At 60.8% G+C, this 24,914-nt stretch carries 30 protein-coding genes; 27 read left to right on the plus strand and 3 right to left on the minus strand.

Annotated elements, in window-relative coordinates; translation table 11 throughout:
- Positions 1–131 precede the first annotated feature (131 nt).
- The 9 genes from EKM04_RS07535 to EKM04_RS07575 all read left to right on the plus strand — a co-directional run bounded on the left by EKM04_RS07535 (position 132) and on the right by EKM04_RS07575 (position 6,790).
- Positions 132–770 carry a hypothetical protein gene (locus tag EKM04_RS07535; RefSeq protein ID WP_183897170.1) on the plus strand — a complete coding sequence of 213 codons (639 nt, stop codon included), beginning with the start codon at positions 132–134 and terminating at the stop codon, positions 768–770.
- Positions 771–810: 40 nt separating this feature from the next.
- Positions 811–1,119, plus strand: coding sequence for a Dabb family protein (locus EKM04_RS07540; RefSeq protein ID WP_174152777.1), 309 nt, complete (start codon positions 811–813; stop codon positions 1,117–1,119).
- Positions 1,120–1,191: 72 nt separating this feature from the next.
- The gene (locus EKM04_RS07545) at positions 1,192–2,355 is read left to right on the plus strand and encodes a phage portal protein (RefSeq protein ID WP_183897054.1); all 1,164 of its coding nucleotides are present in this window, start codon (positions 1,192–1,194) and stop codon (positions 2,353–2,355) included.
- A gap of 351 nt (positions 2,356–2,706) precedes the next feature.
- On the plus strand, positions 2,707–3,027 hold the full coding sequence (locus EKM04_RS07550) for a DUF6107 family protein (protein WP_183897053.1): 321 nt from the start codon (positions 2,707–2,709) through the stop codon (positions 3,025–3,027).
- A 316-nt stretch (positions 3,028–3,343) separates the two neighbouring features.
- The gene (locus EKM04_RS07555) at positions 3,344–3,916 is read left to right on the plus strand and encodes an HK97 family phage prohead protease (protein WP_183897052.1); all 573 of its coding nucleotides are present in this window, start codon (positions 3,344–3,346) and stop codon (positions 3,914–3,916) included.
- A 48-nt stretch (positions 3,917–3,964) separates the two neighbouring features.
- Complete coding sequence (locus EKM04_RS07560) at positions 3,965–5,212, plus strand: phage major capsid protein (protein ID WP_183897051.1); 1,248 nt, start codon at positions 3,965–3,967, stop codon at positions 5,210–5,212.
- Positions 5,213–5,482: 270 nt separating this feature from the next.
- Complete coding sequence (locus tag EKM04_RS07565; protein WP_183897050.1) at positions 5,483–6,052, plus strand: head-tail connector protein; 570 nt, start codon at positions 5,483–5,485, stop codon at positions 6,050–6,052.
- A 4-nt stretch (positions 6,053–6,056) separates the two neighbouring features.
- The gene (locus EKM04_RS07570) at positions 6,057–6,392 is read left to right on the plus strand and encodes a phage head closure protein (protein WP_183897049.1); all 336 of its coding nucleotides are present in this window, start codon (positions 6,057–6,059) and stop codon (positions 6,390–6,392) included.
- A complete protein-coding gene (locus tag EKM04_RS07575) occupies positions 6,389–6,790 on the plus strand; it encodes a DUF3168 domain-containing protein (protein ID WP_183897048.1) in 402 nt (133 codons plus the stop codon). Before EKM04_RS07570 ends, EKM04_RS07575 begins: the two co-directional genes overlap by 4 nt.
- A 2-nt stretch (positions 6,791–6,792) precedes the next feature.
- On the opposite strand, the gene EKM04_RS07580 is transcribed toward EKM04_RS07575, so the two are convergent.
- The gene (locus tag EKM04_RS07580) at positions 6,793–7,116 is read right to left on the minus strand and encodes a hypothetical protein (protein ID WP_183897047.1); all 324 of its coding nucleotides are present in this window, start codon (positions 7,114–7,116) and stop codon (positions 6,793–6,795) included.
- A gap of 108 nt (positions 7,117–7,224) precedes the next feature.
- Between EKM04_RS07580 and EKM04_RS07585 the strand changes: the two genes are divergently transcribed.
- Genes EKM04_RS07585 through EKM04_RS07595 form a run of 3 tightly spaced genes read left to right on the plus strand, consistent with a single transcriptional unit; the run spans position 7,225 to position 8,212 of the window.
- Complete coding sequence (locus tag EKM04_RS07585; protein ID WP_174152456.1) at positions 7,225–7,632, plus strand: phage major tail protein, TP901-1 family; 408 nt, start codon at positions 7,225–7,227, stop codon at positions 7,630–7,632.
- Positions 7,632–7,994, plus strand: a complete 363-nt coding sequence (locus tag EKM04_RS07590) for a gene transfer agent family protein (protein WP_183897046.1) — start codon at positions 7,632–7,634, stop codon at positions 7,992–7,994. Before EKM04_RS07585 ends, EKM04_RS07590 begins: the two co-directional genes overlap by 1 nt.
- Complete coding sequence (locus EKM04_RS07595) at positions 7,991–8,212, plus strand: rcc01693 family protein (protein ID WP_183897169.1); 222 nt, start codon at positions 7,991–7,993, stop codon at positions 8,210–8,212. The genes EKM04_RS07590 and EKM04_RS07595 overlap by 4 nt, the downstream gene beginning before the upstream one ends.
- On the opposite strand, the gene EKM04_RS07600 is transcribed toward EKM04_RS07595, so the two are convergent.
- Together EKM04_RS07600 and EKM04_RS07605 are read right to left on the minus strand one after the other, a co-directional pair.
- Positions 8,213–8,623 (minus strand): DUF2442 domain-containing protein, encoded by a 411-nt coding sequence (locus tag EKM04_RS07600; protein ID WP_174152458.1) that lies wholly within the window; start codon positions 8,621–8,623, stop codon positions 8,213–8,215.
- On the minus strand, positions 8,616–8,765 hold the full coding sequence (locus EKM04_RS07605; RefSeq protein ID WP_234910986.1) for a hypothetical protein: 150 nt from the start codon (positions 8,763–8,765) through the stop codon (positions 8,616–8,618). The genes EKM04_RS07600 and EKM04_RS07605 overlap by 8 nt, the downstream gene beginning before the upstream one ends.
- 55 nt (positions 8,766–8,820) lie before the next feature.
- Here EKM04_RS07605 and EKM04_RS07610 point away from each other — a divergent pair, with 55 nt between their 5' ends.
- From EKM04_RS07610 to EKM04_RS07680, 15 genes are all read left to right on the plus strand, one after another.
- The gene (locus tag EKM04_RS07610; RefSeq protein ID WP_183897045.1) at positions 8,821–9,399 is read left to right on the plus strand and encodes a phage tail tape measure protein; all 579 of its coding nucleotides are present in this window, start codon (positions 8,821–8,823) and stop codon (positions 9,397–9,399) included.
- A gap of 279 nt (positions 9,400–9,678) precedes the next feature.
- Positions 9,679–10,311, plus strand: coding sequence for a DUF2460 domain-containing protein (locus EKM04_RS07615; protein WP_183897044.1), 633 nt, complete (start codon positions 9,679–9,681; stop codon positions 10,309–10,311).
- A complete protein-coding gene (locus EKM04_RS07620; RefSeq protein WP_183897043.1) occupies positions 10,308–11,192 on the plus strand; it encodes a phage/gene transfer agent baseplate hub protein in 885 nt (294 codons plus the stop codon). Before EKM04_RS07615 ends, EKM04_RS07620 begins: the two co-directional genes overlap by 4 nt.
- Complete coding sequence (locus tag EKM04_RS07625) at positions 11,189–11,623, plus strand: NlpC/P60 family protein (protein WP_183897042.1); 435 nt, start codon at positions 11,189–11,191, stop codon at positions 11,621–11,623. Before EKM04_RS07620 ends, EKM04_RS07625 begins: the two co-directional genes overlap by 4 nt.
- A 3-nt stretch (positions 11,624–11,626) precedes the next feature.
- On the plus strand, positions 11,627–15,424 hold the full coding sequence (locus tag EKM04_RS07630; RefSeq protein ID WP_183897041.1) for a baseplate multidomain protein megatron: 3,798 nt from the start codon (positions 11,627–11,629) through the stop codon (positions 15,422–15,424).
- A 41-nt stretch (positions 15,425–15,465) separates the two neighbouring features.
- Complete coding sequence (locus tag EKM04_RS07635) at positions 15,466–15,672, plus strand: hypothetical protein (RefSeq protein ID WP_183897040.1); 207 nt, start codon at positions 15,466–15,468, stop codon at positions 15,670–15,672.
- 195 nt (positions 15,673–15,867) lie between these two features.
- Complete coding sequence (locus tag EKM04_RS07640; protein ID WP_183897039.1) at positions 15,868–16,137, plus strand: hypothetical protein; 270 nt, start codon at positions 15,868–15,870, stop codon at positions 16,135–16,137.
- A 90-nt stretch (positions 16,138–16,227) separates the two neighbouring features.
- Positions 16,228–16,899 carry a response regulator transcription factor gene (locus EKM04_RS07645; RefSeq protein ID WP_174152779.1) on the plus strand — a complete coding sequence of 224 codons (672 nt, stop codon included), beginning with the start codon at positions 16,228–16,230 and terminating at the stop codon, positions 16,897–16,899.
- Positions 16,889–18,289: an ATP-binding protein gene (locus EKM04_RS07650; protein WP_183897038.1), complete on the plus strand. Its 1,401-nt coding sequence runs from the start codon at positions 16,889–16,891 to the stop codon at positions 18,287–18,289. The genes EKM04_RS07645 and EKM04_RS07650 overlap by 11 nt, the downstream gene beginning before the upstream one ends.
- 72 nt (positions 18,290–18,361) lie before the next feature.
- On the plus strand, positions 18,362–18,826 hold the full coding sequence (locus EKM04_RS07655) for an RT0821/Lpp0805 family surface protein (protein WP_210290144.1): 465 nt from the start codon (positions 18,362–18,364) through the stop codon (positions 18,824–18,826).
- A gap of 174 nt (positions 18,827–19,000) precedes the next feature.
- Positions 19,001–20,161, plus strand: coding sequence for a c-type cytochrome biogenesis protein CcmI (ccmI, locus tag EKM04_RS07660; RefSeq protein ID WP_183897037.1), 1,161 nt, complete (start codon positions 19,001–19,003; stop codon positions 20,159–20,161).
- Positions 20,158–20,628: a cytochrome c maturation protein CcmE gene (gene ccmE / locus EKM04_RS07665; RefSeq protein ID WP_183897036.1), complete on the plus strand. Its 471-nt coding sequence runs from the start codon at positions 20,158–20,160 to the stop codon at positions 20,626–20,628. The genes ccmI and ccmE overlap by 4 nt, the downstream gene beginning before the upstream one ends.
- Entirely contained in the window at positions 20,625–22,619 is a 1,995-nt protein-coding gene (locus tag EKM04_RS07670) for a heme lyase CcmF/NrfE family subunit (RefSeq protein ID WP_183897035.1), read from the plus strand. The genes ccmE and EKM04_RS07670 overlap by 4 nt, the downstream gene beginning before the upstream one ends.
- On the plus strand, positions 22,616–23,089 hold the full coding sequence (locus EKM04_RS07675) for a cytochrome c-type biogenesis protein (protein ID WP_174152471.1): 474 nt from the start codon (positions 22,616–22,618) through the stop codon (positions 23,087–23,089). Before EKM04_RS07670 ends, EKM04_RS07675 begins: the two co-directional genes overlap by 4 nt.
- Positions 23,090–23,318: 229 nt before the next feature.
- The gene (locus tag EKM04_RS07680) at positions 23,319–24,884 is read left to right on the plus strand and encodes a Do family serine endopeptidase (RefSeq protein WP_183897034.1); all 1,566 of its coding nucleotides are present in this window, start codon (positions 23,319–23,321) and stop codon (positions 24,882–24,884) included.
- Positions 24,885–24,914 lie beyond the last annotated feature (30 nt).

Genomic DNA, 24,914 nt, shown 5'->3' on the forward strand with positions numbered 1-24,914 from the left:
CAAGGTAAATTTTTTCCTTAAAACGGTTCGCACAAAATAAAATCGATTAGGATTTTTTTAAATCGATTTAGGTGTGGCAATTTAAAAATCAAAACCTCAGGTTTAATGACCGATGATGGAGACATGTGATGATGGTGGTGGATATCCAGCGTTTCTTTGCGATGATTCGCACGGCTCCTTTTCCCGGAAGATTGACCGCAGCGCAGGTGCAGGGCACCGAACTGATCGTCGATGTCTTCGCCGATAGAGCACCCGATGGCGATGCTCGCTACCTGGCCTATATGTTGGCAACGGCCTTTCACGAAACGGCAGCGACGATGCAGCCGGTGCGCGAGACGCTGGCTGCCAGTGACGATGCCGCCATTCGCATTCTGGACCGGGCGTATGCGGATGGGCGGCTGGGGCAGGTGCGCACGCCCTATTGGCGGCGCGACGCCGAGGGCAAGAGCTGGCTGGGGCGCGGGCTGGTTCAACTGACGCATAGGCGCAATTATGAGGCGATGGCTGCGGTAACCGGCATCGACCTGGTGCAGCGCCCCGAGCGGGCGATGGAGCCGCAGGTGTCCGCAACCATCCTGGTCGAGGGCATGTTGCGCGGAAGTTTTACCGGCAGGCGTCTGTCGCAATATTTCGATGCCCGACGCTCCGATTGGGACGGTGCCAGAGCCATCGTCAACGGCACCGACCGGGCAGCGCTGATTGCCGGTTACGGCCGGGCGTTTTACGCGGCGTTGACGGCGACCCTGATTGAACAGCCAGCGGTGGGATGATAGCGATTTCCACCCGAGATTTTGCATGACAGGTGCTTCCATGATCCGCCACATCGTTTTCTTCACTGTGCCAGAAGCCAACCGCGAGGCGGTGCGCAAGGGCCTTTCCGGCCTGACCGGCATTTCCCACGCGCTCAAACTGGAAATTGGTGAGAACGTGAAGAAAGACCAGTGGGGCAATCAGGTCGATTTCATCGTCTACGGCGAATTCGAAAACGAGGCAGCGCTTGCCGCCTACAAGGCCGATCCGGCCTATGAGGTGTCTACGAACACGGTGAAGCCGTTGCGCGACACGCGGGTAGCGGCTGATTTCGACAGCGATCGGGCGGTGAAGGTGCCGATACGATAAGTCGGCTTTCAGCCCCACCATCTGAGCCACCTCCACGGGTGGCTTTTTGTTTTCTCTCAAAGGAAAATATCCATGCGATTTTTTGGTTCCCTGCCGTGGCGGCGCCCGGTGGAGCGCGCGGTTGTGCGCGAAGAAAAGGCGGCGGGCGGGTTCCTGGTGCTGTCTGGTGAGGCGGGACGGGCGCATTGGTCTGGCCGGGGTTATGGCGCGCTGTCACGCGAAGGGTTCATGAAGAACCCCGTGGCGCACCGGGCAGCCAGAATGGTGGCAGAGGCTGCGGCGTCTGTCAGCTGGTTGTTGTATGAAGGCGACGACGAGATTGGCGAGCATGCTTTGCTGCGGTTGCTGTCGCGCCCCAATGGACAGATGAGTGGGCCGGATTTTTTCGAGGCGCTCTATGGTCATCTGCTGCTCTCCGGGAATGCCTATATCGAGCCACTGATGGTGGGGGAGCGGCTGCGCGAGCTGCATTTGCTACGGCCGGACCGCGTCAGCATCATCGAAGGGGGCGATGGATGGGCTGCGGCCTTCGATTACCGCGCCGAGGGCCGGGCGGCCCGGCGCATCGCGGCGGATCGTGACGGGCTGGGGTTGCTACAGCTGAAACTGTTCAACCCGCTTGATGACCACGCCGGGTTTTCGCCGCTGGCAGCGGCGGGCGCGGCGCTCGATCTGCACAATGCGGCCAGCATCTGGAACAAACGGCTGCTGGAAAACTCCGCCCGTCCGTCCGGGGCGCTGGTCTATCAGCCCAAGGAAGGCGGCAATCTCTCCACCGACCAGTATGAGCGCCTGAAACGCGAACTGGAGGAGGGTTACGCAGGCGCGGTCAACGCCGGTCGTCCGCTGCTTCTGGAGGGCGGACTGGACTGGAAGAGCATGGGCCTTTCGCCCAAGGACATGGATTTTATGGAGGCCAAGAATGGCGCGGCGCGGGACATTGCGCTGGCGCTCGGCGTGCCGCCCATGCTGCTGGGTATTCCCGGTGACAACACCTATGCGAATTATCAGGAAGCGAACCGGGCGTTCTATCGGCTGACGGTTCTGCCATTGATCAACCGCACGGCGGCGAGCCTTTCCGGCTGGCTGGCACCGCTGTTCGACGGTGCGTTGCGGCTGGAGCCGGATCTCGACAGGATTGCGGGCTTGTCCAGCGAGCGGGATGCGCTTTGGGCGCGGGTAGCGGCGGCAGGGTTCCTGAACGACGAGGAGAAGCGGGAGGCGGTGGGGTATTGAGGGTGAGGGCTGGGTACCTCTCCCCTTGTGGGAGAGGAAGAAAAATCATGGTTTTAGCTGAAAGCTAAGTCATAGATTTTTCAGGTGAGGGGTCTGCTGAGGGTGCGGAACACCCCTCACTTGCGATTTCTAACACTTAAGCAAGCTTAAGATGTTGAAATCGCTTTCTCTCCCACAAGGGGAGAGATAACCCAGCCGCAGCGCTCAACCACTCTCTCAACAACCGGAATCCGTTTGTGAAGGTTTCCCCTCAACCGGCTCCGATGACTCGAGAAAAGCGCAAAAAATTCTATTGCGGGTGCAAGGCATCCGCTGCGCAACTTTTCCTACTCTAACCGGGAATGGTTACCCATGTCTGAATTTGCCAACGAGGGCAGCATCTGGGCTGCCCGCTTGACCGGGGCCGTGGCGGGTGCCGGAGTGTCTTTGATCTATCTGTTGCCGCAGACCCACCGCGAGGCGGCCAGCCGGTTCTTGACCGGACTTGCGTGCGGCATGATCTTCGGCGGGCCGGTGGGACTCTGGATTGCCCAGCGGCTGGGTCTTTCCACAGCGCTTTCAAGCCAGGAGATCATGCTCACCGGTTCTGCCGCTGCCAGCCTTTGCGCGTGGTGGGGGCTGGGCGTGATGGTGCGGATTGCCGAGCGCTACTCGGCGCGGCCAAAGCTTTAGAGCGTTTCCTTGTTAAATGGAAACAGTTCTGGTGGTTCAAACGGGATCGACTGCTTGTCCGGATGGCGCGTGGCGTAGCCTTAGCATACGGCCAAGCCGTCCGGGCAGGCAGATGGCCCGTTTCAACCAACCCGGAGGGCCGGGCATCTTTCCGCCAGGACAAAGGCGATCGGCTCGACCGTACCTTAGGGTATGCCCTTCGCCAATCGCCTTTGTCCTGACGAAAATCTGCTCCGGCAGAACGTTTCAATTTAACAAGGAAACGCTCTGAGCTGATCCGTCAGCACAAATTTCCTCAAAATCTCAGGAGAATTTCATGCACGCTTATCGCGGGTCGCGGCCCGCCACGCGCAAATTTGCCAATCTGGAACTGCGCGGCATTGCCTTTGACGGCTCGTTTTCCGGCTATGCCAGCGTGTTTGGCGAGGTGGATCTGGGCCGCGACGTGATCGAGCCTGGAGCCTTCAGGCGCTCCATCGAAGAGCGCGGTGCCGCTGGCATTCGCATGCTGTACCAGCACGACCCCGCGCAGCCGATTGGTGCGTGGCGCACCATTCGCGAGGATGAGCGGGGCCTGTTTGTGGAGGGTGTGCTGGCGCCAAGCGTGGCGCGGGCAAAGGAGGTGCATTCGCTGATGAAGACGGGTGCGCTGGACGGGCTTTCCATCGGCTTCCAGACGGTGCGGGCGGGCAAGGCCGCGCGCGGTGGCATCCGCCGCATTCTGGAAGCCGATCTGTGGGAAATCTCCGTCGTGACCTTTCCCATGCTGCCATCGGCGCGCGTTTCCAACGTCAAACAGGCCCGGTTCTTTCGCGACCGGGAGACCGAGCTGGTGCGTGCCATGCGCCTGATGGCGAAGAGCCTGGCGGATCGCAGCTTCCGGCGGTGAGACCCCGCTTTTTCCGCTCCCACACAAACATCAATAGAGGACGACAAGATGACAGAACAATCCGTGGCACCGCAGATCAAGGCCGTGCCGGACACGATGACGGCGGCGTTCGATGATTTCATGGAAGCCTTCGAGGCGTTTCGTGAAACCAACGACGAGCGTCTCGGCGACATCGAGCGCAAGATGGGCAGCGATGTGCTGACCCGTGAAAAGCTCGACCGGATCGACAAGGCGCTGGACGACAACAAAAAGGTGATGGACGAACTTTCGCTCAAAAAGGCGCGGCCTGTGCTGGGGCGTCGTGGTGGGGCCTCTGCGGAAACGGAAGAGCACAAGGCAGCCTTCGAGGCCTATATTCGCCGGGGTGACGAGGGTGCGCTACGGGATTTGGAGGCCAAGGCCTTTGCCGGAAGTGCCGGTGCGGATGGCGGCTACCTGCTGCCCAACGAGACCGACAGCGATATCGGCAGGCGCATGGCGGTGGTGTCACCGATGCGTGCGCTGGCAACGGTGCGGCAGGTTTCCGGTGCGGTGCTGAAAAAGCCGTTTGCACCGAGCGGCATGGCGACCGGGTGGGTTTCGGAAACGGCGGCGCGGCCCCAGACCAACACCCCGCAGCTTGCCGAGCTGACATTTCCGACCATGGAGCTATACGCGATGCCTGCCGCCACGCAGGGGCTGCTGGATGATTCCGCTGTCGATATCGAGGCATGGATTGCATCCGAAGTGGATGTGGCCTTTGCCGAGCAGGAAGGGACGGCCTTCATTTCCGGCGATGGCGTGAACAAGCCGAAGGGCCTTTTGGCCTATGACACGGTGGCCAACGGTGACTGGAGCTGGGGCAAGATCGGCTATCTGGCGACGGGTGTGGCGGGTGGCTTTGCCTCTGCCGGGCCGCTGGATACGCTGATCGACACGGTCTATTCGCTGAAAGCGGGACATCGCCAGAATGGCAGCTTCCTGATGAACCGCAAGACCCAGTCCACGTTGCGTCGCTTCAAGGACACCACCGGCAACTACATGTGGCAACCGCCAGCCTCCGCTGGCCAGGCGGCACTGCTGATGGGCTTTCCGGTGGCCGAGGCCGAGGACATGCCGGATGTGGCAGCCAACAGCATGTCGATTGCTTTCGGTGACTTCCGCTCCGGTTATCTGGTGGTCGACCGCACCGGAATCCGCATTCTGCGCGACCCGTATTCCGCCAAGCCCTATGTTCTGTTCTACACCACCAAGCGTGTGGGTGGCGGGGTGCAGAATTTCGAGGCGGTGAAGCTGGTGAAGTTTGCCGTGAGCTGAGTGGTGCTGGTGCTTCCACCATGCCGGGGCTGACCCGGCATGGTGGCGGACAAACATAAGCGCCATCGCCTGTCGCTTATCCCCCTCTGTCCTGCCGGACATCTCCCCCACAAGGGGGGAGATCGACTCGTTGCGACGTCCAGCCCCCTCTCAAAGATTACGGAGAGAGTGGCGCGCCTGCTTCTTGCCGATCTCCCCACCTTTGGGGTGAGCCACAGGTGAGGACAGGCAATAGTCGCTGCTACACCAACCCAATTCCCCGGAGACCCCATGACCTATGCACAACTGACTCCGCCGCAGGCGGAGGCGCTGACGCTTGCCGACGTGAAGGCGCATTTGCGGCTGGATGGCGACGATGAGGACGCGCTGCTGACATCATTGATCGCCACCGCGCGCGACTATCTGGAGCGCCAGACGGGACTTTGCCTGATGCGCCAGAGTTTTCGGCTTTACCTCGACGACTGGCCCCTCAACAGTGTGATTCTGATTGCGAAAGGGCCGGTGCAAGCCATCGAAACGATTCTGGTTTTCGATGATGCGGGCGATCCTTTCGATGTGACCGCGATCGAAAAGCTGCTGGATGGCGAGGGCCGCCCCGCACGGCTGTGGGTGCGCCAGCCGCCCGCACCTGGACAACCGCTGAACGGCATCGAAATCGATTTTACCGCGGGTTTCGGCGAGAGCGGTGCGGATGTGCCGGACACGCTGAAGCGGGCGATGCTGGTTCACATTGCGCATATGTATGCGTTTCGCGGCGCGGTTTCGCCAGCCGATCAGCCCGCCGGTGTGCCGCGCGGATATGAGCGGCTGATTGCGCCGTTCTGCAGAACAGGGCTGTAGGGCGATGAACCTGACCTTTCTGGACCCCGGCCAGCTGACCGCGCGGCTGGAGCTTGAAACGCCCGACGATCTGCCGGACGGACAGGGCGGAGTGAGAGCGGGATGGCGGGTGTTGCGGTCTTTGTGGGCGGCCATCGAGCCGGTCTCGCAGGGCGCTTACGAGCGGGCATCCGCCGATGGCGTGGCGATCACGCACCGCATCTGGGCCGGATTTCGCGATGATATCCGGGCGGGCATGCGGTTTCGCAAGGGGGTGCGGGTGTTTGTGGTGCAATCCGTTGTGGACCCGGATGAAACAGGCCGCTTTATCGTCTGCCGCTGCGAGGAGGAAAGCCGATGAGGGCAGCCAACGCGCTGTTGCAGGCCGTGCATGCGCAGCTTTCCGGCGATGCGGTGCTGGTGGGTCTGGTGGGCCGCGGCGGTCTCGTCGACCGGCTGCTGCCGCGCCCGGTTCTGCCATGCGTCGTATTCGGTGAAATCGACAGCCGAGATTATTCGACCGCGTCCGAGCAGGCGGAAGAGCATTTTCTGACCATTGAAGTCTGGAGCGAAGAGGGCGGGCGGAAACTGGCGCAGGACATCGCGGTACGGATTCTGGCGCTGCTGGATGATGCGCCGCTGACGCTGGGTGGGGGCATCGCGCTGGTCAGTCTGTTCTTTCGCAACAGCCGCTCGGTGCGACAGGCAAAGTCGAAGCAGTTTTTAACGGAGATCCGGTTTCGGGCGGTCACAGAGTGACGTCACGGCGAGGATGACGCCGCCTTGGCGGATGCCATAAGAGCGTTGAATATCTTCTCCGCTACGTTCTTATCGGAAATCTTCAAATTGCGTGGTTTGAAAGGTGATTGGCTGCCGATCACACCCGGAGCGCTATAGTGAATATCGTGGGCGAGGGTGTTGAGATAGGCTCGCCCCTTGGCTTCATACGCCGCCCGCTCTGCTTCGTTGAGCACAATAATGACCGAATAGTCTACGGCACTGTGGCTGCAGATGGCATGCAGATAAAGGATATCGCCGTCTTCCAGCAGATCCCAACCCCAAGGCTCACTGTCCAAGACCTTCATCGTGTTGCGCTCCTTTAAAACCACGCAGACCGTATTTCATTCCAACTGCACCGTCCACTCGGTGGGCTGTGTGTTGCCTCAAAGATCGTGAAACTGAAAGGACACACCATGGTGGCGCAGAAGGGCAAGGACCTGCTGCTGAAAATCGAGAATGGCGGGGCGTTCGTGACCGTTGCCGGGCTGCGCACCAAGCGGCTGGCGTTCAACGCCGAAAGCGTTGATGTGACGGATGCCGAAAGTGCCGGGCGCTGGCGCGAATTGCTGGCGGGGACGGGCATTCAGCGTGCGGGGTTGACGGCATCGGGCATCTTCAAGGACCAGCAGAGCGATGCGCTGGTGCGGGGGCAGTTTTTTGCCGGTAGCATTCCCGGCTGGCAGATCGTCATCCCGGATTTCGGCACGGTGGCGGGGCCGTTTCAGGTGACCGCGCTGGAATATTCCGGGCGGCACGACGGCGAGGTGCAGTTCGAAATCGCGCTGGAATCGGCCGGTGCCATTACCTTTGGAGCCTTGTGATGGGAGCGGCCAATTTTGGACGCGCCAACCGCAGGCGGGGTGAGGTGGAGGCGGTGCTGGATGGCGAAAGGCGCATTCTGTGCCTGACGCTGGGCGCACTGGCGGAACTGGAAACCGCCTTCGCCGCCGATGATCTGACCGACCTTGCGGCACGTTTTGCCAGCGGGCGAATGAAGTCTGCCGACATGATCCGCGTCATCGGTGCCGGGCTTCGCGGGGCGGGCAACGTGCTGTCCGACGACGACGTGGCGGGGATGAGCATCGAAGGTGGTGTTGCGGGTTATGCGACGATCGTGGGCGACCTGCTGACCGCGACATTTGCCGGGACGCAGCCGGAGGGACAGGCAACAACGTCCCCCTGAGTGCCGCAGCTGGCGCAAGCTCTGATCATGGTGCCAAGCCCTTTCCCTGGGACCAGGTTATCCATGCCGGACTGAGCCTGCTGCGGCTGTCTCCCAATATTTTCTGGGCGCTGACCCCGGTCGAGTTTTTTGCCATGACCGGTGGGATGCGGCCCCGGCGTGATGGCTTGGATCGAGGTCGGCTGGAGGGTTTGATGCGGGCTTTTCCGGATGGGTGATCAGGGCCTGGCGGCTTTCTTCGGACGACCGCCCTTTGCGCCATTTGCGCGGCTCGCTGCTGATTTGGCGACGGATCTGCTTTTTCCGCCCCGGCTTTGCGCTTCCATGAACGTCTTGCTACCGAAGATGCCGCTCATCAAGCCACTGACGGTGTAATCGAGGTCTAGGCTTTCCCAATGCAGGCCGGTTTCACCCAGCAACTCAACCTCGGCAAGCTGGGCCGTTGTCGCCAATTCCAATCCCTCCAGTGCGCGGGCCGGGAACATAAAGGATGCACCGTTGGTGAAATCCACAATCACCCGTTCCGATGCGGGATCGAAGCGCACGGCGTTCGGCACTGGACGCTCTGCCCGCTCTTCGCGCCAGCGCTTTTTTGCCTGCGCAAGATCCTGATCGCTGATCTCAACCATGATATTTTCTCCAGGTATCGATGAAGAGTTGTCGGTGTTCTTCGATCACGTCTACCGCCCGTCGCACATCCCGGTCTGACATGCCTCCCTGCGTGATGACATTGAGGGTGATGATGTCGATGCGGCTCAAGTCATGCAGCAATGGCTTTGAATTCCAATCCCCTAGCTTCCCAAATTGAATCAGAAAGGCAAGGCCGATGGTTGATGAGACGAGTTTTTCTGGTCAGCGTGACGAGGCGCAGGCTCTGGCGGATGTCATGGATGATCTGGAGCGGCGGTCGCAGCGGTTTGGGTCGGCGCTGACGTCTGCGCTCCAGGCAGCCACGATTGGTGGCAAGGGGCTGGACGGCGTTTTGCAGGGTCTGGGGATGCGGCTGTCGAATATCGCGCTGTCTGCAGGGTTGAAGCCACTGGAGAATATGCTGTCATCGGCGGTCAGCAGCCTCACATCCGGGGCCGGATCGCTGTTTGCCTTTGCAGATGGCGGCGTGCCGGGACGGGTGACGCCATTTGCGGATGGTGGGGTGGTATCGAGCCCGACGTTTTTCCCGATGGGTGGCGACATGGGGCTGATGGGCGAGGCGGGGAGTGAGGCGATTTTGCCATTGAAGCGTGGGGCAGATGGTTCGCTGGGCGTTGCCTCTGCCGGTGGCGGCGGTGGTACGCAGATCGTGTTCAATGTGACGGCGAGTGATGCGGCGAGTTTTCGGCGCAGCGAGGGACAGATTTCGGCGATGCTGGCGCGCAGTGTGGGGCGGGGGCAGCGGGGGTTGTAGTTCTGGCCGATGTGCTTTTGCGTTTGGCGTTGAGGATGTGGCCCCCCCTCTGTCCTGCCGGACATCTCCCCCACAAGGAGGGAGATCAGCTGGGCGCAAACGCCCACTTCAATCTCAACATCAGAGATAGTCGAGTGGCTGCCACGAGTCGATCTCCCCACCTGAGGGGGAGATGTCCGGCAGGACAGAGGGGGGGAGCGACGCCCACTGTCGCTCAATGGCGAAAGACAAATAGCGGGCGAACTCAAAAACTCACTTAAATCTAGGAAAATCAATATCATGACGGCATTTCATGAGGTGCGCTTTCCGTTGCGGCTGGCATTGGGAACCAGTGGCGGGCCGGTGCGGCGGACGGATATCGTCAACCTCTCCAATGGGCGGGAGAACCGGAACCAGAGGTGGCGGAATTCGCGGCGTGCCTATGATGCTGGGCCTGGCGTTCGCTCTGTCAGTGACCTCTACGCCGTGCTGGCGTTTTTCGAGGCGCGGGGCGGGCAGCTTTACGGGTTCCGGTTTCGTGACCCTGTGGATTTCCGGTCCTGCCCGCCACTGACTGTGCCGAGCGCGATGGATCAGCGGATTGGGACCGGCGACGGCGTGACGGCAGCCTTTCCTCTGGTGAAGACCTATGCCGATGCGGGCGGAGGCTGGACACGGACCATTACCAAACCCGTTGAGGGCTCCGTGACGGTTTCGGTGAATGGTGTTTCGACCGCACATTTCAGCACTGACCTTGTGACCGGCATCGTAACCTTTGCGGCAGGCCACGTGCCTGCGGCGGGTGCGGCTGTGCGGGCGGGTTTCGAGTTCGATGTGCCTGTCAGGTTCGATATCGATCGCATTGATGTGAGCCTGAGTGCCTTCGAGGCCGGACGCATTCCTTCCATTCCACTGGTGGAGATTTTGCCGTGAGGAGAGTTCCAGAGGATTTTGCAGCACACCTGGAGGGCGAGGCGACGACAACGTGCCATTGCTGGAAGGTCAGCCTTCGCGACGGGGCTGTGTTGGGCTTCACCGAACATGATGAGGCACTGACGTTTGATGGAGTGACCTATCTCGCCGCAAGCGGTTTTCAGGCCGGTGAAAACGACAGCGAGACGGGCTTGGCGGCCAGCAGCGGTGAGGTTTCGGGCGGGTTTTCAAACGAGGCGGTGAGCGAAGATGATCTGGCCGCGGGTCGCTATGACGGCGCCCGCGTGGAGCTCTACTGCGTTAACTGGCAGGTGCCGCAGCAGCACGTGTTGCTGAAGGTGCGCGAGATTGGCGAGGTGACGCGGGCAGGCGGCGCCTTCAAGGCGGAATTGCGCAGTTTTGCCCACAGGCTGAGCCAGCCGCAGGGCCGCGTCTATGGCAGGCGATGTGATGCAGCGCTTGGTGATGCCAGATGTGGAGCCAATATCGCGGCGTTTCAGGCGGCGGGCACGGTGGTCTCCGTCGACGGTAACGGACGGATTTCGGTATCTGGGCTGGCGGGTTTTGAAGAGGGGTTTTTCAGGCAGGGCAGGCTGGCGTTTTCGAGCGGCCGGAACGCAGGTCGCAGCTTCGACCTCGATGACCATACCCTGCGGGACGGGGTGGCGAGCTTCAGTTTCTGGCTACCGCTGGAGGTTTCACCACAGGCGGGTGACAGATTCACCGTGGTGGTGGGATGCGACAAGAGCTTTGCAACCTGCAAGGCGAAATTCGCCAACCACCTGAATTTTCGCGGCTTTCCGCATATGCCGGGGGCCGATTTCGCCTATTCCTATGTGACGAGCCGCACCCAGCACGATGGTGGAGCACTGTTTTCATGAGCGACATCGGTGAACGGGTTCTGGTGATGGCGGATAGCTGGATCGGCACGCCGTACCGGCATCAGGCCTGCCTGAAAGGCGTGGGCTGCGATTGTCTGGGGCTGGTGCGCGGCCTTTGGCGCGAGCTTTACGCAGATGAGCCGGAATTGCCGCCGCCTTACGCGCGCGACTGGGCCGAGCGCGGTGGCGAGGACCGGTTGATGGCGGCGGCATCCCGGCACTTTCACCCGGTTGCCAGCATGGAGAACGCGCTGCCGGGCGACATGCTGCTGTTTCGCTGGCGCCCGGATTTCGCGGCCAAACATGTGGGCATTCTGGCCGATGCCGACCATTTCATTCATGCCTATGAAGGGGCCTGCGTGCTGCGCTCGGCCCTTGTGCCTTCATGGCGAAAACGTATCGCCGGCATATTCCGATTTCCCCAGAGGTGATTGATGGCAACCCTTGTTTTACAGGCGGCGGGCGCTGCTCTTGGTAGTATTTTCGGGCCGGTGGGCACGATCATCGGCAGGGCGGCGGGGGCGTTGGCGGGGAGCGCCTTGGATAGCGCGCTGCTGTCATCATCTCGAACGGTAACGGGTGCACGGCTCTCCACGGCCCGGATTCCCGGAGCAGACGAAGGCGCTGCGATCGCGCGGGCTTACGGCACGGTGCGCATCGGAGGTACGTTGATCTGGGCAACGCGTTTTGAGGAAAACATGACGCGGGAAAGGCGGGGTGGAAAAAGCAACAGCAGTGGCACGACCACCGTCGAAACCTACAGCTATTTTGCAAACCTGGCGGTTGGCCTGTGCGAAGGCGAAACCGCGATGGTCAGGCGTGTATGGGCGGACGGACAGGAGTTGGACCTGACCGGCATCGAGATGCGGTTCTACTCTGGAAGCGATACACAGCGTCCCGACCCGTTGATTGAAGCGAAACAAGGGGCGGGCAATGCACCAGCCTATCGCGGCCTGTCCTACGTCGTGTTCGAGCGGTTGCCACTCGACAGTTTCGGCAATCGCATTCCGTTGCTGCAGTTCGAGGTGGTGAGGCCCATCGGCAAGCTGGAAAGCCAGATACGGGCCGTGACGGTGATACCGGGCGCGACAGAGCATGGCTATGCGACGGTTGCTGTCTCCGAGCGGACGGGCGCGGGCGAAAGCCGGGTGATGAACCGCCACACACTGACGGCCGCAACGGACTGGCACGCCTCCCTCGACGAACTGCAGGCGCTGTGCCCCAACCTTGAAAGCGTGGCACTGGTGGTGGCGTGGTTCGGGACCGATATGCGCGCCGGGGAATGCCGTGTTTTGCCGGGCGTGGAGGTGGTCTCCCGCAACCGCGAGAGCATGCGATGGTCTGTCGCAGGGGTGGGACGCGGGCAGGCTTTGCGAGTGACCCGGCATAATGGCGGCCCGGCCTATGGTGGCACACCGAGCGATGCAAGCGTGTTGCAGGCGATTGCCGACCTGAAGGCGCGTGGGCTGAAAGTGTGTCTCTACCCGTTCGTGATGATGGACGTGCCGGTCGACAACGGGTTGCCGGACCCCTATGGCAACAGGCAACAGGACGCCTATGGCTGGCGTGGCAAGATTACCTGTCATCCGGCTGCGGGGCAGCCTGGGAGCGTGGACCGAACGGCAGCGGGACGCGCGCAAGTCTCCACTTTTTGCAATCGTGCTGACGGATATCGCCGGATGGTGCTGCATTACGCGGCGCTGGCGAAACAGGCGGGCGGCGTGGATGCGTTTTTGATCGGGTCGGAACTGCGCGGGCTGACGCGGGTTCGCGATGAGGCAAATGCTTTTCCGTTTGTGGACGAACTGGTGCGCTTGGCCGCGGATGTGCGCGTCGTTGTGGGGGCTTCGACGAAGCTGACCTATGCAGCCGACTGGAGCGAATATTTCGGATATCATCCGGCAGACGGAACGGGCGATGTGTTCTTCAATCTCGATGCGCTGTGGGCAAGCTCTTCGATCGATGCGGTGGGCATCGACAATTACATGCCGCTGTCGGACTGGCGCGACGAGGATGTACAGGCCGGGAACCCGGATGGGTTTGAGGGTGGCGATGATGCGGCGGGCTTTGGCCGTGCTATCGAAGGCGGCGAGGGATTTTCCTGGTATTACGCCAGCGACGCTGACCGGACGAGCCGCAAGCGCAGCGCCATTTCCGACGGATTGAAGGGCAAGCCCTGGGTTTATCGCAACAAGGATCTGGTCGGCTGGTGGCGCAACCGGCATTACGACCGGGTTGGCGGTGCGGAAAAGACATTACCGACCGCCTGGGTTCCGGGCATGAAGCCAATTTGGTTTACCGAGCTTGGCTGCCCCGCCATCGACAAGGGCGCCAACCGGCCCAACACCTTCATCGATCCGAAATCATCCGAGAGCACCTATCCCTATTTTTCCAGCCGTATGCGCTCAGACAGCCAGCAAAGGCGGTTTCTGGAGGCGCATCATGACCATTGGACAGGTGGTTCGGCGCTTCAGGGTATGGTCGATCCCGCCAGGATTTTCGTCTGGACATGGGATGCGCGGCCCTATCCGGCCTTTCCACAGGACACCTCGATCTGGAACGACGGCAGCAATTGGCGCACCGGACACTGGCTGAATGGCAGGCTGGGGGCGACCACGCTGGCCGATCTCATCGCCGCAGTGTTGAACGATCATGGTTTTGCGGATTTCGACGTCTCTGCCGTGACAGGCGATGTCGCCGGTTACGCGCAGGGCGATGTGACGGCGGCGCGTAGCCTGTTGGAACCTTTGCTGGAGGCGTTTCAGGTTGATGTGATCGAGGATGGCGCAAAGCTCCGTTTCGTCTCACGCGGACGTGCTGCGACCAAGACGAAGGTGATTTCCGCCTATGCGGATATGGAGGACACAGCCCTCTGGTCGGAGGCGCGCGGGCATGAGAGCGATTTTGCAGCCGAAGCAGTGCTGACGGCTTTCAATCCGACGCTGGATTACGAACAGGCGAGCGTGCGGTCCCGCCGCATAGACAATGCCGGAAACAGGGTACTGCGCTACGATCTGGGCGCAGTGCTGGCGCAGGAGACGGCGCAAAATGCGGTGGAGGCGCTGCTGCGCGACAATCGGTTGGGTCGTCGCACAGTCAGCTTTGCGATTTCGCCGAGCGAGATAGCGCTCGACCCCGGTAATTGCGTGGAGCTGGAGGGCGGGCCGGGCGGGCGGTTTCTGGTCAGCCGGATCGAGGATGGCGATATCAGGCGCGTTGAGGCGCGGGAGTTTTCAATCGCCGTCAGCACGGTGTCTGGCGCAGTCGAGGCGCCGCGCGATGGCGGTGGTGACGCTTCGAGCGGGTTCGACCCCGATATCGTGCTGATGGATCTGCCGCGATATGAAACCGGCGATGCGCAGGGCTTCGCGCGGGTTGCAGCCTTCGCCAAGCCCTGGCGGCGAATGGTGCTGTCGACATCTGCCGGAACCGAAGGTTACGAGGCGAGGGCCATGCTGGACCAACCCGCGAAAATCGGTGCGCTGGCGGGGCCTGTGCCAAGGGGTTTCATCGGACGCTTCAACAGTGCGGACGCGATCGAGATGACGCTGCCCTATGGCGATCTGGCGTCAGTCTCCGACCTTGCCGTGCTGAACGGCGCCAACCGCATTGCCATTCGCTGTGCCGATGGCGCGTGGGAGGTTGCCGCTTTTGCAAAGGCCGAAGAGATCGCGGCAAAGCGATGGCGGTTGACCCGGCTTCTGCGCGGCCTTTTCGGGACGGAGGACGCGATGGCATCAGGCGCAGTGACCGGAGCTGAGGTCGTCATTCTGGATACGGGTGTCGTTCCGATGGGCCTGCGCGGTGACGAGAGGGGCCTGCGACTGAACTGGATCATCGAAGCCGCAGGCGCGCAAATCTCGGCTGTCGGGCCATTTGAATTTGAGGGCGGAATGCGGGCCGAAATGCCGCTGGCGCCGGTGCATCTGCGCGGTCAGCGCGGCGCGGATGGCGTGCTGCTGACATGGGTACGGCGCGGACGCGTCGAGGCCGATGGCTGGGATGCAGCCGATATTCCGCTCGATGAAGTGTCCGAACGATACCGCATCCAGGTGCTTGCCAACGGTGTGGTTCGCCGCACGATGGAGGTTGCCGCCACGAGCTGCCTCTATGCCGTCAACGATGAGATGGCCGATTTCGGCGCAGCGCAGACCACGCTTTCGATCATGGTGCGCCAGCTTGGCCGTGCGGTGCCGCTGGGCATTGCCGCCAGCACGACTTTGAGCCTTTGAATTTCAAAATCACAATAACGTCAACCGAGAAAGGGTAGACTATGACCGAGATGAAAGCCTGGTACCAATCCAAAACCGTCTGGGGCGCTTTGATTGCGGTGGTGGCGCCGCTGCTGCATGTTGCGGGCCTGAACCTGCCGGCGGGTTTTGAAAACGACCTTGCTGAGGGCCTGATGACGGTGGCAGGCGGCGTGGGTGGCTTGATTGCGCTCTACGGGCGGTTGGCTGCGACGCGTGCGATCAAGTAGGATTGTGCAAGGGTGAGCGGGTGGCTCCTCCCTTTATTACGAAGGACAGGGGGGGGGAGCCACTCGCGCTATTGCCCACATCACGCTGAAATCCACCACAGTCCACATTCATTTGCCATTCAGACGCTTTGCGATACATATTTGACCAAGAATTCGTCTCCCGTGCATCCCGGTTTTCTTTGGAAGTTTTTTGCAATGGCATCACCTCTCATCATCGCGACGCTTGCAGCCGGGCTTTCCGGATTTCCTGCGCCGCAAGCTGATGTCCAAGGTGCGCCATTGGCGGCACGCGTCTATCAGGTTGCAAGTGACTGCAGCTCGGCCGTAACGCGGGTGGTACGTGAAACCGGTGGCCAGCTTCTTTCGGTTTATCCGTCCAATGACGGCCAAAATTGCATCGTGACCGTGCTGGTGCAGGGCAACGGCGAGCGCCCCCGCAAGGTGACGATGCGCGTCCCGATGTAGACCGTCGCAATCCTTAAATTTCTGATGTAGACATGATGTGAATGAGCGTCACACTGCAGAAGTGACGTGTGGAATGAAAAGGGACTGATGATGCGCATTCTCGTGGTCGAGGACGATACAAACCTCAATCGACAGCTGACCGACGCGCTGAAAGAAGCGGGTTATGTCGTTGATCAGGCCTTCGATGGCGAAGAGGGGCATTATCTTGGTGACACCGAGCCCTATGACGCGATCGTTCTTGATATCGGCCTGCCGCAGATGGATGGCATTACCGTCGTCGAGAAATGGCGTGCAAGCGGCAAGTCCATGCCGGTCCTGATCCTCACCGCGCGTGACCGCTGGAGCGACAAGGTCGCAGGTATCGATGCCGGCGCCGACGACTATGTGACAAAGCCTTTCCACGTGGAAGAAATTCTGGCGCGCGTGCGCGCGCTGATCCGCCGCGCAGCCGGACATGCGTCATCCGAGATTACCTGCGGCCCGGTGCGGCTCGATACGAAATCCTCCAAGGCGACCGTCAATGGCGTGACACTGAAACTGACGTCTCACGAGTTTCGGCTTCTATCCTATCTCATGCACCACATGGGTGAGGTGGTGTCGCGCACCGAGCTGGTCGAGCATATGTACGATCAGGATTTCGACAGGGATTCCAATACGATCGAAGTTTTCGTCGGACGTCTGCGTAAAAAACTGGGTGTCGATCTGATCGAGACCATCCGTGGTCTTGGCTACCGGATGCAAGCGCCCGCAGATGCGAAGTAACTCACTCACCGCCCGCGTTCTGCTGCTGGCCTCGGCATGGTCTGCCCTGGCACTGGTGGTGATCGCGGTGGTGATCTCCACGCTCTACCGGCAGGGCGTGGAGCGTAGCTTTACCGACTTGCTGCGCGCCCAACTCTACAACGTCATCAATTCCATTACCGTTTCCAACGAAAATACGCTGGCCGGCAGCCCGCAACTGGGTGACCTGCGATTTTCGCAGCCTGATACCGGCTGGTACTGGGTGGTGGAGCCGTTGGGTAATTTCCAGACAGCCCCGCTTGTCTCGTCTTCGCTTGGCGTTTCGACGCTGCCGGTTCCAGGCATTCTGGATGTTCCCTTCGACAATCGCTATGAGCGCTATTACGTCATTACGGATGAAGCCGGAAACCGTGTGCAAGTGGCTGAAACCGAGGTGGTTCTGGATGGCGAAGGACGAGCAGCGCGTTTTCGCGTGACCGGCAACCTCAACGTCGTGGAAGACGATGTCAGCGACTTTTCCAACAGCCTCTATCTGGCGCTGGCCGTCTTCGGTGTTGGCAGCCTTGTCGTCAACGGCCTTGCCATTCTCTACAGTTTGCGACCGCTGGACAAGGCACGTGTTGCGCTGGGCAAGATCCGGGGCGGCGAGGCGGAGCGGCTGGAGGGCGAATTCCCGCGTGAAATCCAGCCTTTGGCAACAGAAGTGAATGCGCTGATCGAAAGCAACCGGCGTCTTGTGGAGCGGGCGCGCATGCAGGTCGGCAATTTGGCGCACTCGCTGAAAACGCCGATTGCCGTTCTGTTGAACGAGGCCCGGACACTGGACAGCCATCATGGCGATCTGGTGCGGGGGCAGGTGGATGCGATGCAGGCGCAGGTGCAGTCCTATCTTTCCCGCGCCCGCATTGCCGCGCAACGCGGCTCCATTCTGGCGCGGGTGGAAGCAGAGCCGGCACTGGAGCGGCTGATGCGCGTGATGCGCCGCCTCAACCCGGACAAGACATTCCAGCTGGACATGCAGCACCCGGACGTGATTCTGGCGATGGAGCAGCAGGATCTGGAAGAGGCGGTTGGCAACCTGCTGGAAAACGCGGCGCGGTTTGCTGCCACCAAGGTGGTGATAACGGTCGTCAGCGGTTCGCCCCCGTCTTCAGACCCGGACGTGACCCGCAGGTCGTGGGTGACGCTGCTGGTGGAAGACGATGGGCCGGGTTTGGAGCCGGAGCAGATTACCGAAGCCATGAAACGCGGCAGACGCCTGGACGAAAGCCGGCCAGGGACGGGGCTTGGTCTATCCATCGTCAGCGAGGTGGTTTCTGAGTACCACGGTACCTTTGCCATGTCGCGCGGCCCGCTGGGCGGACTGAAAGCGGAGTTGCTTCTCCCGGGGCTTTCGAAAGAGCTTGCATGATGGCCAAAAACTGGCAAGACATTTCTTGACGCAGGACCGCGCCAGAATGGCGCGTTGATAAGGAGTGTATTCTTGGTTGACGTGGTGGGCAAAACCGGATTTGCCGGGATAAACTCCAATATCATACGCCCTGCTGTGCTTTCGCTGGTCTGCCTGTCCGTTCTCAGTTCGTGCACAACGTCCAATACGCGCGCGTCCGGTGGCGGATTGCTGGGGCGCGGTGGAGGAGCGTCTACGCCCTACATTTCCAGCCTTCAGGGCGGCATTGTCGGCAGAAGTGGGCTTCAACTGGATCGCGGTGATTTCAACAGGGCGCTGGAAGCGGAGTATCGTGCGCTGGAAACAGCGCCTGGCGGCCAGGCCGTGGTGTGGGGCAGCGGTGATACGCGCGGCGAGGTTGTTGCCAATGCGCCGTATCAGGTCGGAAACCAGAACTGTCGACAATACACCCATGATCTGACGGTTGATGGCAAACAGGCAAAAGTCCGCGGTGCCGCCTGTCGCAACACCGATGGCACCTGGACGCCGTTGATCTGACGGCTGGTCGACCCGTGCCAAGGCAGGGACAGGGCTGATCGTTAGAAGAGGCTGGTGCATGTCGACGGGTTTCGATCTTTTGTCAGAACGGTTCCGGCGGCATAGTGTCTCAAATTCACGTCATCCTGCTGTGGCTTGTTTCAAAGCAGCGCGCATTCGAGTAATTGAAACGGCATGTTCTGGATTATCATCGCCCTGTTGACGGCGGCTGTCGCCATCATTCTGACCTATCCGCTGATGCGCAGCAACGGCGCAGCCGACAATGCCCGTGAGGGCGAGGTGGCGGTTTACCGCGACCAACTTGCCGAATTGCAGCGCGAGCGTGACAGCGGGCTGATCGGCGAGACCGAAGCTGAATATGCCCGCGGCGAAATCGGGCGGCGCCTTCTTGCGGCTGCACCCGTTAAAACCGACGGGACATCATCGATCTCGCCACGCCGACACAATGCGCTGGCGAGCATTGTCACGGTGCTGTTGCCACTGATGGGGCTCTGTCTTTACTTGTTTATGGGCACGCCCAACATGCCGGACATGCCGCTTGCCGCGCGGCTGGAAAAACCTGGTAACGATATGAACCTGATGATTGCCAGGGCCGAACGGCATCTGGCGCAGAACCCTGCCGATGGCGCCGGGTGGGACGTGCTGGCTCCGATCTATTTCAAGACGATGCGTCTGGGCGATGCCGAAATGGCGTACCGCACTGCGATCCGTCTCCAGGGTGAAAATGCGTCACGCCTGACCGGGCTTGCCGAAACGCTGATCGCCGCCAACGAAGGGGTGGTCGTTGATGACGCACGCACCGCGCTGGAAGATGCGGAAAAGATGAGCCCCGGCAATCCGCGTGTACGCTTCTATCTGGCGCTTTCGCTGGAGCAGGCGGGCAAGACGGATGAGGCAAGGCAGGCCTTTGTCACGTTGTTGAAGGATTCGCCCGAAGGCGCGCCGTGGATACCGCTGGTGCAGGCGCATCTGCAAAACACCGGCGGTGCCGACATGGCGGCGGCGCCGACACGCCAGGCGCCGGGTGGTCCCAGTGGCCCAAGTGGTCCCAGTGCCGAGGATGTGGCTGCCGCCAGCAACATGTCGAGCGAAGGCCGGCAGGCGATGGTGGCGGGCATGGTGGAAAGCCTAGACGCGCGGCTGAAGGAAAACCCCGATAATTTCGAGGGCTGGATGCGGCTGGTGCGTTCCTACGCCATGTTGAAGAACGACGAGAAGGCGAAACAGGCTCTGGCCGAAGGCCTGAAAGTCTTTCCGCCCTCGGGGGATCAGGGCAGGCAGTTGCTGGCACTGGCGCAGCAGCTTGGCGTGGACGCGCAGGGAGTGACGCAATGACCCGCAAACAGAAAAGACTTGCCATTATCGGCGGCGGTGTCAGCTTCATCACGATTGCTGCGTTTCTGGTGATGTTCGCTTTCGGGCAATCCATTGCCTATTTCTATATGCCTGGCGATCTGGAGAAGACGACCATCGGGCCGGGAACGCGCATTCGACTTGGCGGGCTGGTGGCTGAAGGATCGGTCAAGCGTGGCAAGGGCCGCACGGTAAGCTTTGCAGTGACGGATGGTGGGGCGAGCGTGCCGGTGAGCTATACCGGCATTCTGCCGGACCTGTTTCGCGAGGGGCAGGGCGTGGTGACAGAGGGCACGTTCGACGCTGCCAGCCATGCGTTCGTAGCCGACAGCGTGCTGGCCAAGCATGACGAAAACTATATGCCCAAGGAAGTCGCCGACCGCCTGAAGGACAAGGGTCTCTGGCAGCAGGCACCGGACGGAACCGCCAAAACCGGAGCAACGCGATGATCACCGAAATCGGCCATTATGCTCTGGTGCTGGCGCTGGGTGTGGCGCTTGTCGTCTCCACGCTGCCGGTGTTTGGCGCGCGCCGCAACGACAAGGCGCTGATGGACATTGCCCCCATTGGTTCGGTTCTTTTGTTTCTGCTGGTGGGCATTGCGTTTGCGGCACTGACACACGCTTATGCGGTGTCGGATTTCTCCCTCAAAAACGTCTATGAGAATTCCCATTCGCTGATGCCGATGCTCTACAAGCTGACCGGTGTGTGGGGCAACCATGAGGGATCGATGCTGTTGTGGCTTTTGATCCTCGTATTGTTCAGCGCGATGGTGGCCGTCTATGGCCGCAATCTGCCCGATACCCTGCGGGCCAATGTGCTGGCGGTGCAGGCATGGGTGACGACAGCGTTTCTGCTGTTCATTCTGCTCACCTCCAATCCGTTCGCACGACTTTCGCCGGTGCCTGCGGAGGGCCAGGACCTCAATCCGGTCCTTCAGGATTTCGGTCTGGCGATCCACCCGCCCTTGCTCTATCTCGGCTATGTCGGCTTCTCCGTGTGTTTTTCCTTCGCGGTCGCGGCCCTGATGGAAGGGCGCATCGATGCCGCCTGGGCGCGATGGGTGCGGCCCTGGACGCTGGCGGCATGGACCTTCCTGACAGCGGGTATTTCGATGGGCTCCTACTGGGCCTATTACGAACTCGGTTGGGGTGGCTGGTGGTTCTGGGACCCGGTGGAAAATGCGTCCTTCATGCCGTGGCTGGCGGGAACGGCTCTGCTGCATTCCGCGCTGGTGATGGAAAAGCGCGAGGCGCTGAAAATCTGGACCGTGCTGCTGGCGATCATGACCTTTTCGCTGTCGCTGCTGGGCACGTTCCTCGTGCGATCCGGCGTGCTGACATCGGTGCATGCCTTCGCCACCGACCCCAGCCGTGGTATTTTCATTCTGTGCATTCTGATGATCTTCATTGGCGGCGCGTTTTCGCTGTTTGCCTGGCGCGCACCGGTGCTGAAAGCAGGCGGGCTATTCGCGCCGGTTTCGCGTGAGGGTGCGCTGGTTCTCAACAACCTGATCCTGACCGTATCGACTGCCACTGTGCTGATCGGCACGTTGTACCCGCTGGCTTTGGAAACGTTGACCGGGAGCAAGATTTCCGTCGGTGCGCCATTCTTCAACCTGACATTCGGCCTGTTGATGATCCCCATTCTGATCGTGACGCCGTTCGGGCCGATGATGGCATGGAAACGCGGTGATCTGCTGGGTGCATTCCAGCGGCTGTATGTGGCAGCGGCATTGGCCGGGGTTGCAGGCCTGACGATGTGGTACATCGAACATGGCGGGCCTATCATGGCCGTGCTCGGCATGGTCGCCGGTTTCTGGCTGATCTTTGGGGCGCTGGCCGATCTGTGGTACCGGGCCAATTTCGGCAAGCTCAATTTCGGCATCGCGTTGCGACGTCTGAAAGGATTGCCGCGTTCGACATTCGGCACGACGTTGGCGCATATGGGTCTGGGCGTGACGGTGCTCGGTATCGTGATCGTGACCACGTTCGAAACGGAAACCGTCGTCGAAATGAAACAGGGCATGGCGGTGGATGCGGGTGGCTACAGTCTGACCTTCGACGGCATTCGCAGCCATGTCGGCCCGAATTACACCGAGGATCGCGGCCATTTCACGGCCCGCAAGGGCGGCATCGAAGCGGCGGATGTCTGGTCTTCCAAACGGCTCTATACGGCGCGGCGTATGCCCACGACCGAAGCCGGCATCATGACCTTTGGCCTTTCGCAGCTTTACGTTTCGCTGGGAGACCCGATGGCCGATGGCGGCATGGTGGTGCGTATCTGGTGGAAGCCGTTCATTCTGTGCATCTGGGGCGGTACGATCTTCATGATGATCGGCGGGCTGGTTTCACTGTCGGACCGACGGTTGCGTGTCGGTGCGCCCCGGCGCAAGGCGAAGGCTGCTGTGAACGATGTCGTGCTGGGTGCGGCGGAATGAGAGTTTTTTCTGCAAAGTTCGTCGTTTTTCTCACACTTTTCCTGACGGCACTCCCGGCCTTCGCCTTCAATCCCGACGAAGTCCTGGCTGACCCTGCGCTTGAGGCGCGGGCGCGGGCATTGACCGTTCAACTGCGCTGCATGGTGTGCCAAAACCAGTCCATCGATGACAGCAATGCCGAGCTGGCGCGTGATCTGCGGGTGCTGGTGCGCGAGCGGTTGACGAAAGGTGATAGCGACGAGGCGGTGATCGATTATGTCGTGTCCCGATATGGCGAATTCGTGCTGCTGAAGCCGCGCGTCAGCGCCCGTACCATTGCCCTTTGGGGTGCGCCCATTGCACTGATCCTGGTCGGCGTAACCTCGATTTTCGTTTTTGCCCGGCGTCGTGCGGCTGTTTCCGAGGGGCAGAAGCTGACGGTGGATGAAGAGGCTCGGATCAGCGATTTGTTGGAGGGCAGAGGGGGATAAGCCGAGCGCACCGCCCTATATTGTGGGGCTGACGACAGAGATAAAAAACATGATATTTCAACGTTTTGTGATCCACTCATAGCCCTCTCTTCCGCAAACCTCCCAACATTACGAATTTTTCACGCGCCAGACACTTCGCTGTAAGGTGCGGGTACCTATATCTTTTGTCATCCACCGCTTCCCCGATCCACCGGGGCTCCAGTCAGAATGAAGAAAGAAGGTAAGTTCCATGTTGCAGTCTAAAAACGGACGTCCCTCATTGAAGACGATTCTCAAGTCTTCCGCTGTCGGCGGTCTGGCGGCTCTGATGCTGACGACCGGCGTCGCCGGGCCAATCGCTCATTCTTTCGCAGTACCCGTTGAAGTGACGGCGCCGCAGGTGCCAAGCTTTGCAAACGTCGTCGACGCGGTTTCTCCCGCAGTTGTCTCGGTGCGCGTTCAATCCAATGTGCAGCCTGCATCCGACGACAGCAATGGTTATTCGTTCAATTTCGGCGGCCGTGGCCTCGATCAGCTTCCCGACGATCATCCGCTGAAGCGTTTCTTCAAGGAGTTCGGCGGACCGGGTGCCGGTGAAGGTGACAAGCGCGCCGACCGTGGTCCAAAAGGCCAGCGCGACGGTAAGGGCCCCTTGCGCCCGACGGCACAGGGATCTGGCTTCTTCATTTCTGAAGATGGCTATATCGTTACCAACAACCACGTTGTCGATGATGGTTCTGCCTACACGATCGTTATGAATGACGGCACCGAACTCGACGCCAAACTGGTCGGTCGCGATAGCCGCACCGATCTGGCCGTGCTGAAAGTAGACGTGAACCGCAAGTTTACCTATGTGCAGTTTGCCGACGACAGCAAAATTCGCGTCGGTGACTGGGTGGTTGCCGTGGGCAATCCGTTCGGTCTCGGCGGCACGGTGACATCAGGTATCATCTCGGCACGTGGTCGCGATATCGGTTCTGGTCCCTATGACGATTACCTCCAGATCGACGCAGCTGTGAACCGCGGCAACTCCGGTGGACCTGCCTTCAACCTCAACGGTGAAGTCATCGGTATCAACACCGCGATCTTCTCTCCGTCGGGGGGCAACGTCGGTATTGCCTTCGCTATTCCGGCCTCCGTCGCCAGGGACGTCATTCAGGACCTGATCAAGGACGGTAAGGTCGCGCGCGGCTGGCTGGGTGTGCAAATTCAGCCCGTGAGCAAGGATATCGCTGAATCGCTGGGTCTTGCAGAGGCGAGCGGTGCGCTTGTGGTTGCGCCGCAGGCGGGTTCTCCGGGTGACAAGGCAGGGATCAAGCAGGGCGATATCATCACCGCGCTCAATGGCGATACGGTGAAGGACGCCCGCGATCTTTCACGCCGCATCGGTGCGATGGAGCCGAACACCAAGGTGGAGCTCTCTCTGTGGCGCAGCGGTAAATCGCAGCCCGTGACCGTGACGCTGGGCGATCTTGCCAGCGACGATGCCTCCAAGGCACCGACCAGCCAGAGTGACGACAAAGGCGGCCAGCCTTCCAGCGAAAAGGCGCTGTCCAGCCTTGGTCTGACGGTTGCACCGTCCGATGACGGAGCGGGTCTTGCCATCACCGATGTCGATCCTGACTCCGACGCGGCGGCCCGTGGCCTGAAGAGCGGCGAGAAGATCACCTCGGTCAACAATCAGCAGGTCGCTTCTGCTGGCGATGTCGAGAAGATTCTGTCGCAGGCCAAGAAGGACGGCCGTTCCAAGGCTCTCTTCCAGATACAAACCGATGAAGGCAGCCGCTTCATCGCGCTGGATATCGACCAGGGTTGATAAACACACGCGGCGGGAAGGGTTTTCCCT

Source organism: Rhizobium skierniewicense Ch11 (assembly GCF_023757665.1).
GTDB classification, from domain to species: domain Bacteria; phylum Pseudomonadota; class Alphaproteobacteria; order Rhizobiales; family Rhizobiaceae; genus Agrobacterium; species Agrobacterium skierniewicense.

Excerpts from the sequence above, each read along its gene's own strand:
- ccmE (WP_183897036.1), top strand. The coding sequence starts at position 20,158 with ATGACCCGCAAACAGAAAAGACTTGCCATTATCGGCGGCGGTGTCAGC.
- EKM04_RS07640 (WP_183897039.1), top strand. The coding sequence starts at position 15,868 with ATGGCATCACCTCTCATCATCGCGACGCTTGCAGCCGGGCTTTCCGGA.
- EKM04_RS07670 (WP_183897035.1), top strand. The coding sequence starts at position 20,625 with ATGATCACCGAAATCGGCCATTATGCTCTGGTGCTGGCGCTGGGTGTG.
- EKM04_RS07680 (WP_183897034.1), top strand. The coding sequence starts at position 23,319 with ATGTTGCAGTCTAAAAACGGACGTCCCTCATTGAAGACGATTCTCAAG.
- EKM04_RS07580 (WP_183897047.1), bottom strand. The coding sequence starts at position 7,116 with ATGAAGGTCTTGGACAGTGAGCCTTGGGGTTGGGATCTGCTGGAAGAC.
- EKM04_RS07560 (WP_183897051.1), top strand. The coding sequence starts at position 3,965 with ATGACAGAACAATCCGTGGCACCGCAGATCAAGGCCGTGCCGGACACG.
- EKM04_RS07635 (WP_183897040.1), top strand. The coding sequence starts at position 15,466 with ATGACCGAGATGAAAGCCTGGTACCAATCCAAAACCGTCTGGGGCGCT.
- EKM04_RS07615 (WP_183897044.1), top strand. The coding sequence starts at position 9,679 with ATGACGGCATTTCATGAGGTGCGCTTTCCGTTGCGGCTGGCATTGGGA.
- EKM04_RS07600 (WP_174152458.1), bottom strand. The coding sequence starts at position 8,623 with ATGGTTGAGATCAGCGATCAGGATCTTGCGCAGGCAAAAAAGCGCTGG.
- EKM04_RS07645 (WP_174152779.1), top strand. The coding sequence starts at position 16,228 with ATGCGCATTCTCGTGGTCGAGGACGATACAAACCTCAATCGACAGCTG.
- EKM04_RS07535 (WP_183897170.1), top strand. The coding sequence starts at position 132 with ATGGTGGTGGATATCCAGCGTTTCTTTGCGATGATTCGCACGGCTCCT.
- EKM04_RS07610 (WP_183897045.1), top strand. The coding sequence starts at position 8,821 with ATGGTTGATGAGACGAGTTTTTCTGGTCAGCGTGACGAGGCGCAGGCT.
- EKM04_RS07650 (WP_183897038.1), top strand. The coding sequence starts at position 16,889 with ATGCGAAGTAACTCACTCACCGCCCGCGTTCTGCTGCTGGCCTCGGCA.
- EKM04_RS07570 (WP_183897049.1), top strand. The coding sequence starts at position 6,057 with ATGAACCTGACCTTTCTGGACCCCGGCCAGCTGACCGCGCGGCTGGAG.
- EKM04_RS07545 (WP_183897054.1), top strand. The coding sequence starts at position 1,192 with ATGCGATTTTTTGGTTCCCTGCCGTGGCGGCGCCCGGTGGAGCGCGCG.
- EKM04_RS07675 (WP_174152471.1), top strand. The coding sequence starts at position 22,616 with ATGAGAGTTTTTTCTGCAAAGTTCGTCGTTTTTCTCACACTTTTCCTG.
- EKM04_RS07590 (WP_183897046.1), top strand. The coding sequence starts at position 7,632 with ATGGGAGCGGCCAATTTTGGACGCGCCAACCGCAGGCGGGGTGAGGTG.
- EKM04_RS07540 (WP_174152777.1), top strand. The coding sequence starts at position 811 with ATGATCCGCCACATCGTTTTCTTCACTGTGCCAGAAGCCAACCGCGAG.
- ccmI (WP_183897037.1), top strand. The coding sequence starts at position 19,001 with ATGTTCTGGATTATCATCGCCCTGTTGACGGCGGCTGTCGCCATCATT.
- EKM04_RS07550 (WP_183897053.1), top strand. The coding sequence starts at position 2,707 with ATGTCTGAATTTGCCAACGAGGGCAGCATCTGGGCTGCCCGCTTGACC.
- EKM04_RS07565 (WP_183897050.1), top strand. The coding sequence starts at position 5,483 with ATGACCTATGCACAACTGACTCCGCCGCAGGCGGAGGCGCTGACGCTT.
- EKM04_RS07625 (WP_183897042.1), top strand. The coding sequence starts at position 11,189 with ATGAGCGACATCGGTGAACGGGTTCTGGTGATGGCGGATAGCTGGATC.
- EKM04_RS07555 (WP_183897052.1), top strand. The coding sequence starts at position 3,344 with ATGCACGCTTATCGCGGGTCGCGGCCCGCCACGCGCAAATTTGCCAAT.
- EKM04_RS07575 (WP_183897048.1), top strand. The coding sequence starts at position 6,389 with ATGAGGGCAGCCAACGCGCTGTTGCAGGCCGTGCATGCGCAGCTTTCC.
- EKM04_RS07585 (WP_174152456.1), top strand. The coding sequence starts at position 7,225 with ATGGTGGCGCAGAAGGGCAAGGACCTGCTGCTGAAAATCGAGAATGGC.
- EKM04_RS07630 (WP_183897041.1), top strand. The coding sequence starts at position 11,627 with ATGGCAACCCTTGTTTTACAGGCGGCGGGCGCTGCTCTTGGTAGTATT.